Genomic DNA, 16777 nt, shown 5'->3' with positions numbered 1-16777 from the left:
GGTTTGGAATTTAAATGGATAAAAGGAACCCCCAAAAAATACCGCTCCACTTCCCTACGCAGGTCTGAACCTGTTCAAGTTATGAGGGTCTAAAAGTCTCACTTTTATCTCAGCCCTTATGAAGGACACCCCTAGTGGTCATACGATTATTGATTTATTTGTTATGCCTTCTATATTATCACGAATTGCAATTTGGTCAAGCTTCAAGGATTTTTCTCAGTTCCGACACGTAGTTGCGCGAGCCCGTGACGATGAGACGGTCTCCTGTTTTCAGCCGCGTGTCTCCGTGCGGAACGATGCTGTCCACACCTCTGAAAATCCGGACGAAAATCACATCGCCCATCAGCGGAAATTCTCGCAGAATGATGCCGTTATACGCCGGGTTTTCCAGATTGATCTGATATAACGAAGACTCCTCATTCGTCAGGAGGCTCATCACGCCCGGCGCCTCAATTAATGCGCGCAAGAGCGTCTTTGTAGACAGAAGGATAGAAAAAATACTGATGCCCTCTTCTTTCAGTTTTGTTTCATGCTCAACCGAGCCGACGCTTGCGATGATACGCTCAGTCCCTTTCTCTTTCGCTATTAAGGCGATTTCAGCGTTCACATCTTCATTTCCCGTCGCCACGACAAGAATATCCGTTTTGAAAATACCGTGCGACTCAAGCGTTCCGGGCTCGTAATCAGAAATCGTGTCAACCGAAAAAACGGATTCCGCAAGCGTTTCCCCGGCATTTTCCTGATACACATGGACGACCCGTACTTCATATTCCTCATCGGGCAATTCCAGCGTAACCGGAAGCGTCATCTGGTTGGCGCCGATAAATGTAATGCGCTTTTTTTCCTGCGGCGCACTTTGCCGTTTGTATAATTTCTTAAAGCCGATCGGCGTGATGATGCTGGCAATAACCGCAACTAAAGTCAGCGCGCCGGACATATTGGCGCTGATAATGTGGAGCCTTTCTCCGATCGTAGCCGCCGCGATAACAAGCGACAGCGTGGACGTCAGCAAAAAGCCCGAAGCAAACACGGTTCTTTTGTCATACCATTTCTTTAAATAAAACACCGGGAACATTTTGCTGATAAACAGCGCAAGCAGAAGCAGCGGAATCATCGTTAACGTTTTCGGATCTTGGAAAAGCGTCCAAATGTCCAATTTCACCCCGACCATGACGAAAAAGATCGGAATTAAAAACCCGTAGCCGAAGGAATCAAGCTGTTCCACCATTTCTTTATTCGGAGACAGAAGCGATACCAGAACGCCTGCCAAAAACGCGCCGAGAATATTTTCCGCCCCGAGAGATTCCGATAAAGCGACAAGCACGATAATCAGTGTGAAAATGGCTCTCGTGCCGATCTGCACGGTGCCTTTAGACATCGACTGCACAAATGAACGGTGTTTAAAGATCCTGCCGAAGAAATACAGCACGACCCCCGCGGCAAAGAGAATCAACAGAAGCCACATATTTCCGCTGTCTTCTCCGTAAAGAGAAGAGAAGAAAGCGAGCAGAATCATCGTAGCCAAGTCCGCGATAACGGCGACAAGCAGGATGATCTGGCCGATATTGGAGTTCATAATCCGTTCTTCCTTTAAAGTCGGGACCACCACACCGAGTGATATCGTCGAAATAATAAGCGTCATTAAAAATGCGTTTTGAATAAAACCGGCTAATACAAAGGCATAGGACAGCAGCAATGATAAAATAAAGATGCCGAAAAAGATAATCAGTGCGGCAGAAAACGTGTTGGGCGCTTCCTTGCCGTTCGGAAGGAATTGTTTTTTCTTCCCTTTCTCAAATGAAGAAAAATCAATTTCCAAGCCGCTTAAAAACATTAAAAAGATAAAGCCGAGAACAGACAGCGTCTCCAGCCACGTGTCTCCCTGAACGACAAGATTCAGGCCGCTTTTTCCGATAATAAGCCCCATGATGATCTCCGCGACGACGACGGGGATGCTGAGCTTAAACCGATGTAAAAGGAGCGGCGTCAAAAAAGCGACGATCAGAACGACGACTAAAGATGCGACTGATGTGTGTTCCATTCGTAAATACCTCCTTAAAACAAGGGTTATAAAAGCCCGCTTTAAGCGGGCGAAACCTTACTTTTTTTTAAAAACATAACGCATATTCTAACAAGGCTGAACGCGAAAAAAAAGTGATAAGGCTTTATTTCTTCAATTCTTTTTTTAATTTGTGCAAAAACAGCGTAATTAGGTATAGGAATTAGCCCCATAATAAATAAAAAACCGTTAATAAGGAGGCTGACACGAATGGCTTACGACATCATCAGCGATATACACGGATGTTATGACGAAATGATCGCGTTAATGCAAAAGCTCGGATATGAAGTGAAAGACGGAACGCCCGTTCACTCTGAAGGCAGGACGCTTGTCTTTGCGGGGGATTTAACGGACAGAGGCCCAAAATCCGTAGAAGTGATGCGTTTTGTGGCAAAAGCATATGAAAAAGGAGCCGTCCGTTATGTCCCGGGAAATCATTGCAACAAACTGTATCGTTACTTAAAAGGAAACCCCGTAAAAGTGATGCACGGACTGGAAACGACGGCAGCCGAACTGAAAGAGCTGTCTCCCGCCGACAGAACGGAAGTCTCCAGACAATTCATCCGCTTATATGAGTCAGCGCCGCTTTATGACATTTTACATAATGGCGATCTCGTCGTCGCTCACGCCGGCATAAAAGCTGACGATATCGGTAAATACTCGCGTAAGGTAAAAGAATTTGTTCTGTACGGCGATATCACGGGTGAAACGTATCCCGACGGCAGACCCGTCAGAAGAGACTGGGCCGCCGCTTATGAAGGCAAGGCATGGATTGTTTACGGCCATACCCCGGTAAAACGCCCCCGGATCGTCAACCGTACAATCAACATTGATACAGGATGCGTCTTCGGCAATCAACTGACAGGCTTTCGCTTTCCAGAGCATGAAACCGTCTCTGTGGAAAGCTCAATGCCCTATGATGCCTCACGATTTCGCGAGGATCACGGAAGGCAGGCATAAAAAAAAGCCCGAAACCGGTAAACGGTTCGGGCTTTACACGTGTTCAATTAATGTTTTCATATCGTCAGGCACCGGGGCCTGAAAAACGAGCGTTTCTCCGGTCATGGGGTGTACGAATGAAAGCCGCTCACTGTGAAGAGCCTGCCGGGCAATTCCCTCATTTTTTCCGCCGTACAGTGTATCACCGACTAACGGATGGCCGAGGTAGCTCATGTGCACCCGGATTTGATGCGTCCGCCCCGTTTCCAGCCGCAGGGCTGCAAGCGTAAACGCATGTCCCGCTTTTTCCGTTTGAAAATGCGTCACCGCTCGTTGTCCCTCCGGCGTTACCATCCGCTCAATAATACTGTCGTGTTTTCTTCCGATGGGCGCGTCCACCGTTCCTTCCTTCTGCAGCATGACCCCATGTACGACAGCGAGATACCGCCTGCTGACAAGCCCCTTCTTCTGCGCTGCCGACAAAAGAGAATGGGAAAGCCGATGTTTGGCGATCAGCATCGCCCCCGATGTATCCCTGTCAAGGCGGGTGACAAGATGAACCGTTGATTGTATGCCGCTTTTTCGGTAGTGGCTGATCACTCCGTTAGCGATGCTCTCCGACGGGTGTTCTCTTGATGGAATTGAGGAGACATACGGCTGTTTATTGATCACAAGCACATGGTCATCTTCATAAAGAATATCAAGAGGAACCGGCTCAGGCAAAAGCGTTTCACTCACATGCTCCTTCGGAAATTCAATCTTAAGCACGTCTCCTTCCGCTAACACGGCGCGGACGGTTACATGCTCTCCATTCACAAGCAGGTCTCCCCCGCCGAATTTAATGTCAGCGAGAAGCCGCTTTGAAATGCCGAGCTGCGCCGTATATTCTTTTACCGTCATGCCGGCTTCCCGGGCAGTCATGTTCTTTTGGATAAAAAAGTTGTCCAATCCGTTTCCTCTTTCTATTCGCCTTTTCCGATAAAGGAGTCCTGCACCCTTTTCCAAAACGGAAAAGGACGGAATCTTGCAAATCTGACTTTTTCATTTGCCACACGGCATAGAATGGACTTGACATCCTTATGCAGCAAGGTTAAATGATCAATTGTGACTTGAAAGTCGACGTCGTTTCTCGGTTTGATGACACAGTTATGATGATCGGGAAGCAAAAGCGGCGAGCCGACAGTCCTGAACACTCTGTTGTTGATGGATGCCATTTCAGCAAGCTGAATCGCCCTGATGGAAGGGTGGATGATTGCGCCGCCTAACGCCTTATTATAAGCCGTGCTTCCGGAAGGCGTGGACAGACATAAACCGTCTCCCCTGAACGTTTCAAACAGCTGGCCTTTAATTTCCACGTCAGCGACGAGGCTGCCTTCTATGCTTTTGATCGTACATTCGTTCAAAGCCAGATACCGCTCCTCACGCTCTTCATCATGATAAGTGACAATCACCTCAAGAAGGGGATACTCCACGGTATGATACGGCGTTTTGGCAATGGCCAGAACGAGCTTTTCTATCTCCTGCGGAACCCAATCGGCATAAAAACCCAAATGCCCCGTGTGAACTCCGACAAAAGCCGTTTTATCAAGACGGTCGCTGTACCTGTGAAATGCGTAAAGAAGCGTTCCGTCACCGCCGACGGAAATCACGATTTCCGGCTCTTTTTCATCCAAGGTCATATCAAAATCGAGTAAATACGCCTGTATTTTGCTTTTCAGTGTATCTGAAACCTCGTCTCCTTTTGAAGAAACGGCAAATTTCATGCCATTCCCCTCCTTTCCTACTGGCGGTCTCCCGCTTTTTTCTTTCGCGAGAACGCGGCTTGGGCTTCCTGGATTTCTCCGCGGATTTCTGACATTTCTTCATCGAGCCGGGATGCGGCTTCTGAGGCCCGCTGCAGCCTCAGCTTTACTTTTTCGGGAATGTTCCCGCTGTATTTGTAATTCAGTGAATGCTCAATGGTTGCCCAAAAGTTCATGGCAAGCGTCCGAATCTGTATTTCCACAAGAACGTGCTTTTCTCCGGACGTTGTTTGTAAAGGATATAAAATGACAAGGTGGTAAGACCGATATCCGCTTTCCTTATGCTCTGCTATGTAATCCCGCTTATCGACAACGGTAAAATCTTTTCTGGCAAACAGCATATTTTTGACGATCTGGATATCATCGACAAATTGGCACATAATACGCAGCCCCGCGATATCCTGCATCGTTTCAATCTGATGAAGCGGTATGCTTTTTCGTCTCGCTTTTTCAAGTATGCTCGCCACCGGCTTCACGCGGCCTGTCACAAACTCAATCGGTGAGTGGTCATCTTCATACTCATAAAGGGTTCTGACGCCTTTCAGCTTCACCTTTAATTCTTCAACAGCCTGGCGGTATGGCGCTAGAAATTGCTCCCATTGTTTGTCATCCATCGTACATCCCCCAATTCCGAACCTGTTCTAAAGAAATACGCTTTTCACTTTTTCTTCCATATCTCCGTAGTTTGCATTATCTTTAATATTTTCAAGAAGATAATCGAGTTCTTCATGCAGCCCTGAAAGTTCAACCGTTTTTCCGCCGGCCTCAAGGACCGCCGGTTTTCTTTGGTCTAAGGCTTCTTTCAGATCCGGCCAGATATGTTCTTTTATAATGACATATTCAAAAGAGTCAGCTGATTCAAGTATGTATACAAAAGCAAAGTGATCGGAATCAACAAGCATTTGACCTGAGGCTTTGCGTTCCGCTCCGCTTAAGTCCTCTCCGCACTTCAAGCGGAGCGCGTCTTCTGTTAATGATGCATTTTGGATTTCAATTCTCTTTTGCATAATGTTCTCCTTTTTTAACAAAGTACAGCATTTATTTTATCATATCAAGGTCGATATTGATAAACGTAACCTCTAAAGAGATAATGGGAATTATACAATTTTTCGTCCTGAAAGGAAGACTGTCATGACCCAAGAAATAGAAATTGAATTCAAAAACCTGCTGACAAAATCAGAATTTCTGAAGCTGAGTGAAGCACTCTGCATGAAAGAACATGATTTTAAACAGCAGGTCAATCATTATTTCGACACGAAAGATTTTTCCCTGAAACAAAAAAAATCAGCACTCCGCATCCGAGAAAAAGACGGCGCGTTCGTTCTGACGTTAAAAGAGCCTGCCGCGGTCGGTCTGCTGGAAACCCACCAAGAGCTTGCGGCACCTGATCTTGACGTCTTCAAGATTCCGGATGGCCCCGTCAAACGTCAGCTGGAAGGTCTCGGAATCAACTCAGAACACATTTGCTATTTCGGGACGCTGTCGACCGCACGCGCGGAAAAAGAATCAGAAAAAGGCTTAATCATTTTAGATCACAGCCGATATTTAGAGAAAGAAGACTTTGAATTGGAATTCGAGGCTGCTGACTGGGATGAAGGAAAACGGGCGTTTGAACAATTGCTCAAGCAATTCGGCATCCCAGAGCGAATCACGAAAAATAAAATCCAGCGTTTTTATGAACAGAAACAAAAAAAGGTGGAATGACACAGTGAATATAACGAATTGGGCGGCCCTTCTCCAGCTGCAATCAATGGCGCTGCAATCAATCTCTCATACAAGCACGGCTTCAGGCGGACAATCTTCAGAAAGCCCGCTTGCAAATTTCAGCGCGCTGCTCAGCCAGTATACGGACACAGCCGTCCGGCAGCAGCCGGAATCGGGAATTTTAAACGGTGTGCGGACCGCTCACGCTTCATATTCACCGAGAATTCCCGTTTCATCCGGCTCCGCGGCTGCTTCACAGACCGCTTCCGCTTCCCCGGGCATCAAGTCTCCGGATGCGGCTTCTGATATCAGCACCGGAAACTTTTCAATAGACAGCGCCATTCAGAAAGCAGCTGAAAAATACGGAGTGGACGAAAAGCTGATCCGCGCGGTTATTAAACAGGAATCAGGCTTTAATCCGAAAGCGGTCAGCGGTGCGGGGGCAATGGGACTGATGCAGCTCATGCCTTCCACGGCAGAATCACTCGGGGTGTCAAACCCGCTTGATCCCGTCCAGAACGCTGAGGGCGGCACAAAGTACTTAAAGCAGATGCTCACGAAATACGACGGAAATGTATCTCTGGCGTTAGCCGCCTACAACGCAGGCCCCGGCAACGTAGATCGGTACGGAGGCATTCCGCCGTTTAAGGAAACACAGCAATATGTCAAAAACATAACCAAACAGTATTACGCGTAAACCAGAGAGGCTTCCTTCGCCCTCTGGTTTTTTTGCGGAGTGAAATCTTACACATGAATGAAGGCGATGTGATATGATATGAAATACAAGCGCCTGACAGAAAGGCACTTTGTTTGTAGAAATAAAATGTTATTGCTAAAATATACAGTAACTGAAGATAGTAAAACTGAAAGATAAATTCGCAATGGGAATTATGATTCCTATTAGCCATATAAAGGAGTAGTCAACATGGGACAATCGTTTAACGCACCATATGAAGCGATTGGAGAGGAACTTCTATCGCAACTTGTTGATACTTTTTATGAGCGTGTCTCGTCTCATCCCTTGCTGAAGCCGATATTTCCAAGTGATTTGACTGAAACGGCCAGAAAACAAAAGCAATTTTTAACCCAGTATTTGGGCGGACCTCCTCTTTATACTGAAGAGCACGGACACCCCATGCTCAGGGCAAGGCATCTCCCCTTTCCGATTACGGACGAGAGGGCTGATGCGTGGCTAAGCTGTATGAGCAAAGCGATGGATCAGGTCGGGCTGGAGGGCGATATTCGTGAATTTCTGTACGGGCGTCTGGAACTGACGGCCAGGCATATGGTAAACCAGTCAGAAGCGGAGGATCGATCATATTGACGAATTATCAGCATGAGCAATACTTCGCCCATTGCCACGGACATCCAAAAAAACCGCTCGAAATTTACATGTTTGTCGACCCTTTATGTCCTGAATGCTGGTCGCTGGAGCCCGCCATAAAAAAATTAAAAATCAAATACGGTCGTTTTTTTACGCTGCGGATCATTGTTTCCGCGAGCATTACATCGCTGAATAAGCAAAAGCGGAAAAAACACCTTCTTGCCGAAGCTTGGGAAAAAATTGCGAACCGTTCCGGGATGCCCTGTGACGGAAGCCTTTGGCTTGAGCAGGATCAGCCTCTTTCATCGCCCTACCTTGCCGCACTCGCTTTAAAAGCGGCCGAACTGCAGGGAAGAAAAGCGGGCATTCTGTTTCTCCGCAGCATGCAGGAAAGCCTGTTTGTTTCCAAGCAGAATATTACGGATGAAGACGTTCTTTTAGAAATTGCCGAAAAGACGAAATTGGATGTTGAAGAATTCAAGCGCGACCTCCATTCGCAAAGCGCGGTAAAAGCGCTTCAGTGCGATATGAAAATCGCGGCGGAAATGGACGTCACCGTCAACCCGACATTGACGTTCTTTAACAGCCTGCATGATGATGAAGGGCTGAAGGTTCCCGGCAACTATTCTTATGACGTATACGAAGAGATCTTATTCGAAATGCTCGGGGATGAACCGAAGCCTTCTGAAACGCCGCCTTTGGAATGTTTCATTGAATATTTCCGGTTTGTCGCATCGAAAGAAATCGCACTCGTTTATGATTTGAGTCTAGAAGAAGTTGAAAAAGAAATGAAAAAACTGGCATTCGCCAAAAAGGTCGCCAGAGTGGAAGCAAAGCACGGTCTGTTTTGGAAGTCTCTGACCGGCAACCAGGAGGATGTCACCTGTTGTGATCATTAAAAAAAGCTGATTCCTTACGGAGCCGGCTTTTTTTTGTGCAAATAAAGAAACCGCGCCGGGATAAGCGCGGTTTCATATGTCTTAACGACAACAAAGGGGATGGGAGAAATTTTTCACGGTCAAACAAAGGGGTAATGTTTGTTTGTGATCAATTTCACATCCTTATCATATCAAATCTTGTCGAGTTTTGACAAGCCATAAGATTAATGTTCATATTTTTGTCACAAAACATAACTGACTGCTTGTTTTCATAGAATATATCAATGAAAAACAAGGAGGGAAATCAATGCTCCGCACCGTATTGATCATCGGAATGATTGTGTTTTTCTTCTTTTTAAACCTGCTGGCCATGATGCACATGCTGCCGATTTACATTACATCTCCCCTGCTGTTTCTTTCCATATTGTTTGCCTTGTACCGGCTGAATCACCGAAAAACGTTTAAGGGATTTTAGAAAAAGCCTGCGCATCTAATGCACAGGCTTTTTTGGTTACGAAGGGTTCACTTTCGAAAGAAGCTCTTCCATTTCGTTCAGTTTCTCTTCAAACATTTTGCAGGCCGCCTCGATCGGTTCAGGCGATGTCATATCAACTCCCGCTTTTTTCAGTATGTCGATCGGATATTCCGAGCTTCCCGCTTTTAAGAATTCGGTATAGCGCTCCACCGCAGGCTTGCCTTCTTTTAAGATCTGGCTGCTCAGCGCTTGGGCCGCACTGTAGCCTGTCGCATATTGATACACATAATAATTGTAATAGAAATGCGGAATTCTTGACCATTCCAGACTGATTTCTTTATCAATCACCATGTTGTCACCGAAATACTTTTTATTCAGATCATAATAAAGTTCGTTCAGCAGTTCAGGCGTTAGCGGCTCGCCTTCCTGCGCTTTCGTATGAATCAGATGCTCAAATTCAGCGAACATCGTCTGTCTGAACACTGTGCCTCTGAATCCTTCAAGCATGTGGTTGAGCAGGTACAGACGCTGTTTTTCATCCTTTAAGCTGTTCAGCATATATTCACCGAGCAGCGCTTCATTAGTCGTTGAAGCAACTTCAGCGACAAAAATGCTGTAGTTACCGTACGGATACGGCTGATATTTTCTCGTATAGTAGCTGTGCACGGAATGGCCGAACTCGTGAACGAGCGTAAACAGATTATTGACATTGTCATGCCAGTTCATCAAGATGTACGGATTCGTGCCGTATGTACCGGACGAATAAGCACCGCTGCGTTTTCCTTTATTTTCGTATATATCGACCCAGCGGTTTTCAAGTCCTTCTTTTAAAATAGACGCGTATTCCTCGCCCAGCGGAGCAAGTCCTTTGAGCATATAATCTTTCGCTTCCTCATATGTGACCTTCATTCCCGAATCTTTTACGAGCGGTGTGTAAAGGTCATAAATATGGACTTCATCAAGGCCGAGAACCTTTTTCCGCAGGTCAATGTAACGGTGTAATAACGGAAGATGTTTATTGATCGTTTTAATAAGGTTATCGTAAACTTCTTCAGGGATGCTGTTATTGGATAAAGCCGCTTCCCGTGCTGATTTATATTTTTTCACACGGGCGTAAAAATTATCTTTTTTCACAGTGCCGCTGAGTGTAGTCGCCATCGTGTTTTTATACTGTCCGTATGTTTTATATACGGCTTCAAATGCGTTTTTGCGGACTTCACGATTGCTGTTTTCCAGGAAATTAATAAAGTTGCCGTGTGTGATTTGAGTTTCCTTGCCGTTTTCATCTTTAATCGACGGAAATGTAATATCGGCGTTATTTAAAACACTGAATGTATTGGAAGGCGAGGACAGCGCTTCTGAGGCTTCCGCAAGCAGGGCCTCTTCTTGTTCGCTCAGCACGTGCGGACGCTGTTTTGTAATTTCTTCAATTGCATGGGAGTAAAGTTTAAGCTCCTCTTTTTCCAGAATAAACTGGTGCAGCTTGTCCTCCTGAATCGCCAGAATTTCCGGTTCAATGTAAGCAGTCGCGCTGGCAGCCTGGGAATACAGGCTTGCGGCTTTGTCGTTCAGCCCTTGGTAGAAAGAATTTCCCGTATCCTGGTCTGAGCGCATATGCGCGTATGCATAAAGTTTCCCAAGGCGGTTCGTCACTTCATCCTGTGCCGTAAGCGCCGCGTATAAATTATCAGCCGAATGAGCAAGCGTGCCTTTAAAAGAAGATAAATTCGGGATTAATTCTTTAACTGCTTGAAATTCTTTATTCCAGGCCTCATCACTAGGAAAAATATCCTCTAGTCTCCATGTATGCTCTGCCTTTACTTCACTTCTGTCAGGCAGCTGTGCTGCTTTATTTTCCTCAGTCATGGTGATCCCCCTCGTTTTCTTTACTTCAAGCCAATTGAAAAAACGATTGTTTCTCCAAAAACTTGTGTTGTGATTATCTTCCGGCTTTTCACTGCCTTTTGTCAAATTATATGCGGCATATAAGACCGAGCATACCAATAATACAGTGAAAAAACGAAAACAAAATGCTTGTATGCCCCTCACATTCGCCACCACCTTGACGTTAGGGTGAACGAAATGAAGCATTCTCATTCCCCAAAAAAGAGGAGATCCCTCCGGCGCAGCTCTTCTGCCGTTTGAGGGAGCTTCCGTTGAGATGAGGGCATATATACTTCATTCTCAATTTCCCTTAAAAAATCCTGCAAGCATAAGAAATCAGCATATTGTTTTACCGCCATTCTGATAAGGCTATCTTGTGAACCATACCGCATCCGAATCTCCTTACGCCTGATTTTTTGCCGCAAATCATGAACCATGCCGGATAATCGGATCGGCGCGCCTTTTTTAGAAAGTTCCGCAAGCCGCAAGTATAAATGGCTCTGCCACACAAAAACGGGACTGGCAAACACAAAGCCCGCTGAAACGGGAATAAACACTTCAGATGGGAGAAATGGAAATGCAACCTGATGTCTTTCGTAAAAAAGACGCCGGATAAGACCGGCATCTTCAGATAAAAACCGCCCGCTTTTGCTGCGGAAGCCGGCTACGGCACGTCCCCACGAGGGAAGTCTGACGCTGTGCCGCCCTTCCGGATGACAAATGTCTTTCAGGTTTGCTTTGTGAAGAGGGATTGTGGTTAAGCCGGCATAAGAATAGCCGGTGTAAAACGGAGTGATGGAATGCAGCCTGTAAAAGGAGCGGGCGTCGGGGCAGTAAAACAGTAAGGAGGAAAATGAATGGACTTCAAAGAACTGCCAGTGAAAAGCAGAAAGCCGGAAAAATTGCGCGGCCATCCGTTTTAACCGTTTTGCCCCGATGATCCAGATCGGCCGGTACCCGGCGTTTTTCAGGCCTGCCGTCCGGCTCTTTAAAGAGTCCGCCGAAAGATTCGCACATTGAAATTCAAAAGCCAGCCTCTCTTCTCCGCTTTCTGCCGTCAAGTCAGGCCGCTGTCCAGCGGAAGTCAGATACGGTTCCAGGCTGACGCTGCACCCTTGTGTCTTCAGCCAGAGAAAAAGCTGTCTTTTTCCCTCCAGATGGTATTCGCTTTCAGGTTCGGATTCCCCGGGACACAGCCTGCTTTTTTTATGAGCGAAGTGCGGCAGTTTCTCCCGCCCCAGTTTGATATCAAGCTCACTTTTGCAAACGGGGCAGAACCAGCGTTTCTTTCTCAGCTCCGCCGCTTTTTCCTTTGAATAGCTTCCGGCCAGCTGAATGAGCCGTCCGTCGGCATTCACAGCACTGAACATGTTGCATCTTCTCCTTTCCTGAATCTTGTTGTATTCAGCAGGAAGAAGGCATACTCCTGTTTACGGATGAGAGCCGTTATACGGTTTTCATCCGTTCATCATGTCATTCAGAATAAAAAAAACCGATTTCTGCTGAGAGAAATCGGTTTGTTATGATGCAAAGTGTTTTTTTATTGTATATAACGCATGATCAGCGATCACCAATTTGCCGTATTCTTCAAGACGGTGAATGCTGACTGATGATTCGTGCGCGTACTCCAACAGGATGCTTAGCTGATTTTCAACCTCTTCATCAGTTTGCTCATAAAAATCTGCATATAAATAATATCGGTCTTCAAACGAATACAGGGTCGTTTTGATTCCGTTAAGATTCAATTTTGATAGCGAGATGAGATCCTCAAAATCATCGAACCGCAAAGTGAACTGAAGCTTTTGCTCCTTATCTTCCCGGCTCTCGGCCTGCTCTTCTTTCTGGAAATCATCAAGTAAAGCATCGAGATTTTCATCTGCCGGCTCTTGTTTTTTATCTTCCGGGATCGGCAGTTCGAGTTTTTGTCCGTCCTTGGAAAGCTGGGCTTTTGTTACGATTATTTCCAGTCCTTTGTCCAATGCCTGAACCTGAATCCAAAGAGGACCCTCGACAGCGAATTCCTCTTCATCATGCACTTCATCCATGACTTCCCAGAACAGTTCTTCACTGCGCTCGCGATTGTACCAGATTTCTTCTCTGTCAAAACCGCGATCTTCAATATCACCATAAGACATATAAAATTTTACAGTATGCTCATTAATTCTTTCTATTTCCATTTTGCCAACCTTCCCTTCTTTATAAGATGTTGAAGGGACATCTAAGCTCCCGATGAATAGTACTTTACTACACTTTACCCATTCCGTCCACATCTTAACCTTATAGAAGACAGCGCAAATTCTTTATATTTCTATTTTATGATAAAACAGTTATAAAAGAAATAAAAAAGCATTTTCACACCGAAAAACAGGCTTTCTCCCGGTTCCCATCATAAATAGCGCACTGCTTCATATATTAGCTGTACAAGCAATCGATCTATAAGCGAGGTGTTACCATGCCGCACGATTACCTGCTGTCCCTTCTGCTTATTATCGGGATTGACCTTATTCTCGGCGGTGACAATGCCGTCGTCATCGCGATGGCCAGCCGGAATCTGGCTCATAAACAAAGACAGCAAGCGATCATCTTCGGAACGTTTATCGCAGTCGTCTTGAGAATCGTTCTGACGAGCGCTGCGGTCTATTTATTGAATGTTCCTTTTTTGCAATGCGCAGGCGGGGTATTTTTATTGTATCTCGGCTATCAGCTCCTGATTGAGAAGAAAGATGCGCAGCATGTGAAAAGCAGTTCTTCTCTTTGGAAAGCCATCCGCACAATCGTTCTGGCTGATATCTTTATGTCGCTTGACAATGTCATCGCAGTAGCCGGCGCTTCTCACGGTGAGCTGACACTTGTAATCATCGGTCTCTTCATCTCGGTGCCGATTATCATTTGGGGCAGCAAGCTCGTTCATGCCGCCATGGACAAAATGCCTTTATTGATGTACGCCGGGAGCGGTCTTCTCGCATTTACCGGCGGTGAAATGATTGCCGGAGACAGCAAGCTGTCATTTTTCATGGCAGAACACGGCATTATACAAATGACGCTGCCGATTTTGACCGTCGTATTTGTTATCCTCGCCAGTATGATTTACCAGCAGACTGAAAAATAACAAAAAGCCCAAACCGCGATGGTTTTGGGCTTTTTCCATGCTTATCGTAAGCTTATATCAGTTGGCAAGACGCTGTGCTTCTCTTAATTGGAAAGAACGCACTTTTCTTGGCAGGAATCGTCTGATTTCATCTTCGTTATAGCCGACTTGCAGACGTTTTTCATCAATGATAATCGGACGGCGGAGCAGTCCCGGATGCTCATTGATCAAAGTATATAAGTCTTGAAGCGGCATAGATTCAACATTTACGTTCAGTTTCTGGAATACTTTAGAACGGGTAGAGATAATTTCATCCGTACCGTCTTCAGTCATACGCAGAATCTGCTTGATCTCATCAATTGATAACGGCTCGGAGAAAATGTTTCTCTCTACAAACGGAATCTCGTGCTCTTCAAGCCAAGCTCTTGCTTTTCTGCATGACGTACAGCTAGGTGATGTGTATAATGTAACCATTAATCTTCACTCCTCTAATTAGTAGGATGAACATGTTGTATTCTCAAATTGAAATAACTTTAAAAAAGGAATCTTTATAGGTATTATACTATAAAAAAGTAAGTGTGAACAGTCTCCTGAGAAAAAAATGTGTCAATCCGGCAAATTTACGGCTGGCGGATGTTTCCCCATTCTCAATTAGCTCAGCTGATCGAAAATGTTTTTTCGTTTTTTCTCATCAATGACTTTGAGAACTTCATCCGTTTTTTCGTATGATTCTCCGTACCATTTTTCATCTTTATAAGTGTGAATGTTTTCATATGTCTGTTTCATCGCTTCAAACATTTCTTCTTCTGATTCCGTCTTAGGTGACCAGTACAGAATCTCCATTTTGTTCACTTCATTCGTAGCCAATGACCGGCGCCGATACCCGATTGACTGCGCGTGCTTGAAATGCTCTCTTTGATAAAAACGCAAGCGTTTCTGTGTATCCGTGTCATCCTCGTCAACAGGCTCCACCTCAAGCAGAATCGGCTTGTTTTTCTTTTTCAGCCTGCCGATCAGCTTGCTTCCGAGGCCTTGTCCTCTGGATTTCTTTGACACAAACAGGTAATCAATAAAGATGAAAGAGTCAAATTCCGCATACATCAGCACGTGGTACTGCCCCTCTTCTTTATGATAAACATCGCTTTGCTCCTTTAACAGAGCTTCCATATGCGCTTTTGATTTCATTTCTTCAATCGGAAAATATTCACTCAGCTTTTCGTACCAGTTCATTCATTTGCTCCTTATGGGTTCGTTGACTTCACACTTTTAGATATACCCCATTTCCGATTGTTTAAACAATCTTACATCTATTAAGACGTGTGATCCTTTAACATGGTTTCAATTTTTTTAAAATGGTGTGTAATCGACGTTTTTGGTATAGCGGTTTGCCGCGTCCCACAATAAAAATTCGTCAATTCCTTCATCATGCAGCGCTTTAACCTGGTCTTCCACCTGGCGTTTTCCGTACTTTTGATAATTTCCACTGCCGAGATATGATGCCGTGAAGTCCTGAAGCCACGGACGCGATACAGGCGGGTGTTTCAGCTTAGACAGTTTTTTATGTTCCACCTTCGCGTATTCTTTGACGACTTTGTAAGGCTCAAGATCCGGTTTATCAATGCCGAAATAGCTTGTCCAATGGCTCGGATAAATCATGGATGAAATGACATCGACCTGTTCTGAAATTTTGCTGAAATTCTGGCCGATCCCAGGCGCTTCCGGCAGCGTGGCTGAATAGCCGAAAATATCAACCGACACATCCGCGCCGTACGGCTTGAGTTTTTTCTTCGCATAACCGACAAAATCGGTGACGGCGTGAACGCGTTTTTGCACATTGCTGTCTGCTGTTTTTCCGTAATCGCCGTGTCCGTATGTCAGTTCGTCATCACGTTTTTCAAATCCTTCAGGAAAACGGACATAATCAAATTGAATTTCTTGAAAACCCATCTTTACGGCTTGTTTTGCAATCTTTACATTGTAATCCCATACTTCTTTCATAAACGGATTGACGAACGACTCGCCGCGGCCGTTTTTCCAGACACTTCCGTTTTTTTCTTTAAAGGACCACTCCGGCTTTTTGTTCGCGAGTTCGCTGTCTTTAAATACGACAATACGCGCGATCGGATAGATCTTTTTTTCCTCCAGCTTTTTCATCATCTTTTTTGGGTCTTTGATGTACGGCTTGGCGATTTTGGCATACTCAGAATGGCCGTCCGGCTTAAAGGTGAGGTTTCCGTTGTCATCCTTGACATCAATCACCATTGTATTGAGCTCCGTTTTGTCCACAAAGTCTGTCAGCTCCCCGAATTTGCTTCCTCCCGCTGAATGCCCTGTGACGTAAATGCCCCGCACCTTATCAGGATGTGAAAAATGCAGCCCTGACGGATAAGCGAACCGTGCATTTGATTTCGGCAGTTCTTTTTCGGCCAGCGCTATTTTTACAAGCGGCTGCTCCTCTTTCGCAGCGGCGTGAGCCGGATAAGCGGCTGCACTGATAAACAGTCCCGCACAAATGGCGCACAAAATGGTTTTCATACTGATCTCCCCCTTTTTTTCCATTATAGAAAAACGGGAGCAAGCTTAATAAACTTGAATGTGCGCAAAAAAATCCTCCAAGACTGAGT

At 45.5% G+C, this 16777-nt stretch carries 18 protein-coding genes and 1 riboswitch; of the genes, 7 read left to right on the top strand and 11 right to left on the bottom strand.

What is annotated here, in order from left to right; all coding sequences use genetic code 11:
- Positions 1 to 34: 34 nt before the first annotated feature.
- A riboswitch (TPP riboswitch) is annotated at positions 35 to 143 on the bottom strand.
- A gap of 53 nt (positions 144 to 196) precedes the next feature.
- A complete protein-coding gene (locus NYE62_RS05825) occupies positions 197 to 2041 on the bottom strand; it encodes a monovalent cation:proton antiporter family protein (RefSeq protein ID WP_025284561.1) in 1845 nt (614 codons plus the stop codon).
- Positions 2042 to 2269: 228 nt separating this feature from the next.
- On the opposite strand from NYE62_RS05825, the gene prpE reads away from it, so the two are divergent.
- A complete protein-coding gene (prpE, locus tag NYE62_RS05820) occupies positions 2270 to 3019 on the top strand; it encodes a bis(5'-nucleosyl)-tetraphosphatase PrpE (RefSeq protein WP_007409101.1) in 750 nt (249 codons plus the stop codon).
- A 33-nt stretch (positions 3020 to 3052) separates the two neighbouring features.
- Here prpE and NYE62_RS05815 read toward each other — a convergent pair whose 3' ends face one another.
- The 4 genes from NYE62_RS05815 to NYE62_RS05800 are packed head-to-tail and all read right to left on the bottom strand — an operon-like array spanning position 3053 to position 5807.
- Entirely contained in the window at positions 3053 to 3946 is an 894-nt protein-coding gene (locus tag NYE62_RS05815) for an RluA family pseudouridine synthase (protein ID WP_144664087.1), read from the bottom strand.
- 14 nt (positions 3947 to 3960) lie between these two features.
- Positions 3961 to 4761 (bottom strand): NAD kinase, encoded by an 801-nt coding sequence (locus NYE62_RS05810; protein WP_003155018.1) that lies wholly within the window; start codon positions 4759 to 4761, stop codon positions 3961 to 3963.
- A 17-nt stretch (positions 4762 to 4778) separates the two neighbouring features.
- Positions 4779 to 5414: a GTP pyrophosphokinase family protein gene (locus tag NYE62_RS05805; protein WP_326243963.1), complete on the bottom strand. Its 636-nt coding sequence runs from the start codon at positions 5412 to 5414 to the stop codon at positions 4779 to 4781.
- A gap of 27 nt (positions 5415 to 5441) precedes the next feature.
- Positions 5442 to 5807: a hypothetical protein gene (locus tag NYE62_RS05800; RefSeq protein WP_003155020.1), complete on the bottom strand. Its 366-nt coding sequence runs from the start codon at positions 5805 to 5807 to the stop codon at positions 5442 to 5444.
- A 124-nt stretch (positions 5808 to 5931) separates the two neighbouring features.
- On the opposite strand from NYE62_RS05800, the gene NYE62_RS05795 reads away from it, so the two are divergent.
- The 5 genes from NYE62_RS05795 (at position 5932) to NYE62_RS05775 (ending at position 9181) form a co-directional block, all read left to right on the top strand.
- A complete protein-coding gene (locus NYE62_RS05795) occupies positions 5932 to 6504 on the top strand; it encodes a CYTH domain-containing protein (protein WP_014417426.1) in 573 nt (190 codons plus the stop codon).
- Between the two features lie 4 nt (positions 6505 to 6508).
- Positions 6509 to 7201, top strand: a complete 693-nt coding sequence (locus tag NYE62_RS05790; RefSeq protein WP_039251987.1) for a lytic transglycosylase domain-containing protein — start codon at positions 6509 to 6511, stop codon at positions 7199 to 7201.
- A 228-nt stretch (positions 7202 to 7429) separates the two neighbouring features.
- Positions 7430 to 7828, top strand: a complete 399-nt coding sequence (locus NYE62_RS05785; RefSeq protein WP_003155023.1) for a thiol management oxidoreductase — start codon at positions 7430 to 7432, stop codon at positions 7826 to 7828.
- Positions 7825 to 8727: a protease adaptor protein SpxH gene (spxH, locus tag NYE62_RS05780; protein ID WP_251257084.1), complete on the top strand. Its 903-nt coding sequence runs from the start codon at positions 7825 to 7827 to the stop codon at positions 8725 to 8727. Before NYE62_RS05785 ends, spxH begins: the two co-directional genes overlap by 4 nt.
- Before the next feature lie 286 nt (positions 8728 to 9013).
- Positions 9014 to 9181, top strand: coding sequence for a hypothetical protein (locus tag NYE62_RS05775; protein WP_003155026.1), 168 nt, complete (start codon positions 9014 to 9016; stop codon positions 9179 to 9181).
- Between the two features lie 36 nt (positions 9182 to 9217).
- Here NYE62_RS05775 and pepF read toward each other — a convergent pair whose 3' ends face one another.
- From pepF to mecA, 3 genes are all read right to left on the bottom strand, one after another.
- Positions 9218 to 11047: an oligoendopeptidase F gene (gene pepF, locus NYE62_RS05770; RefSeq protein ID WP_099686889.1), complete on the bottom strand. Its 1830-nt coding sequence runs from the start codon at positions 11045 to 11047 to the stop codon at positions 9218 to 9220.
- 227 nt (positions 11048 to 11274) lie between these two features.
- Positions 11275 to 12435, bottom strand: a complete 1161-nt coding sequence (locus tag NYE62_RS05765; RefSeq protein WP_144464041.1) for a competence protein CoiA family protein — start codon at positions 12433 to 12435, stop codon at positions 11275 to 11277.
- Positions 12436 to 12585: 150 nt separating this feature from the next.
- On the bottom strand, positions 12586 to 13242 hold the full coding sequence (gene mecA, locus NYE62_RS05760) for an adaptor protein MecA (protein WP_003155032.1): 657 nt from the start codon (positions 13240 to 13242) through the stop codon (positions 12586 to 12588).
- Positions 13243 to 13517: 275 nt separating this feature from the next.
- Here mecA and NYE62_RS05755 point away from each other — a divergent pair, with 275 nt between their 5' ends.
- A complete protein-coding gene (locus NYE62_RS05755; RefSeq protein WP_144664085.1) occupies positions 13518 to 14174 on the top strand; it encodes a TerC family protein in 657 nt (218 codons plus the stop codon).
- A gap of 57 nt (positions 14175 to 14231) precedes the next feature.
- Here NYE62_RS05755 and spx read toward each other — a convergent pair whose 3' ends face one another.
- The 3 genes from spx to NYE62_RS05740 form a co-directional block, all read right to left on the bottom strand.
- Positions 14232 to 14627 (bottom strand): transcriptional regulator Spx, encoded by a 396-nt coding sequence (spx, locus tag NYE62_RS05750; protein WP_003155034.1) that lies wholly within the window; start codon positions 14625 to 14627, stop codon positions 14232 to 14234.
- Positions 14628 to 14804: 177 nt separating this feature from the next.
- Complete coding sequence (locus NYE62_RS05745) at positions 14805 to 15383, bottom strand: GNAT family N-acetyltransferase (protein WP_007409110.1); 579 nt, start codon at positions 15381 to 15383, stop codon at positions 14805 to 14807.
- Positions 15384 to 15500: 117 nt separating this feature from the next.
- The gene (locus tag NYE62_RS05740; RefSeq protein WP_015239569.1) at positions 15501 to 16688 is read right to left on the bottom strand and encodes a putative glycoside hydrolase; all 1188 of its coding nucleotides are present in this window, start codon (positions 16686 to 16688) and stop codon (positions 15501 to 15503) included.
- Positions 16689 to 16777: the final 89 nt, after the last annotated feature.

It is taken from the genome of Bacillus sp. FSL K6-2861, assembly GCF_038630725.1.
Lineage (GTDB): Bacteria > Bacillota > Bacilli > Bacillales > Bacillaceae > Bacillus > Bacillus velezensis.
Note: the sequence above shows the minus strand (reverse complement) of the source record. Positions and strands in the feature narration are given on the sequence as shown.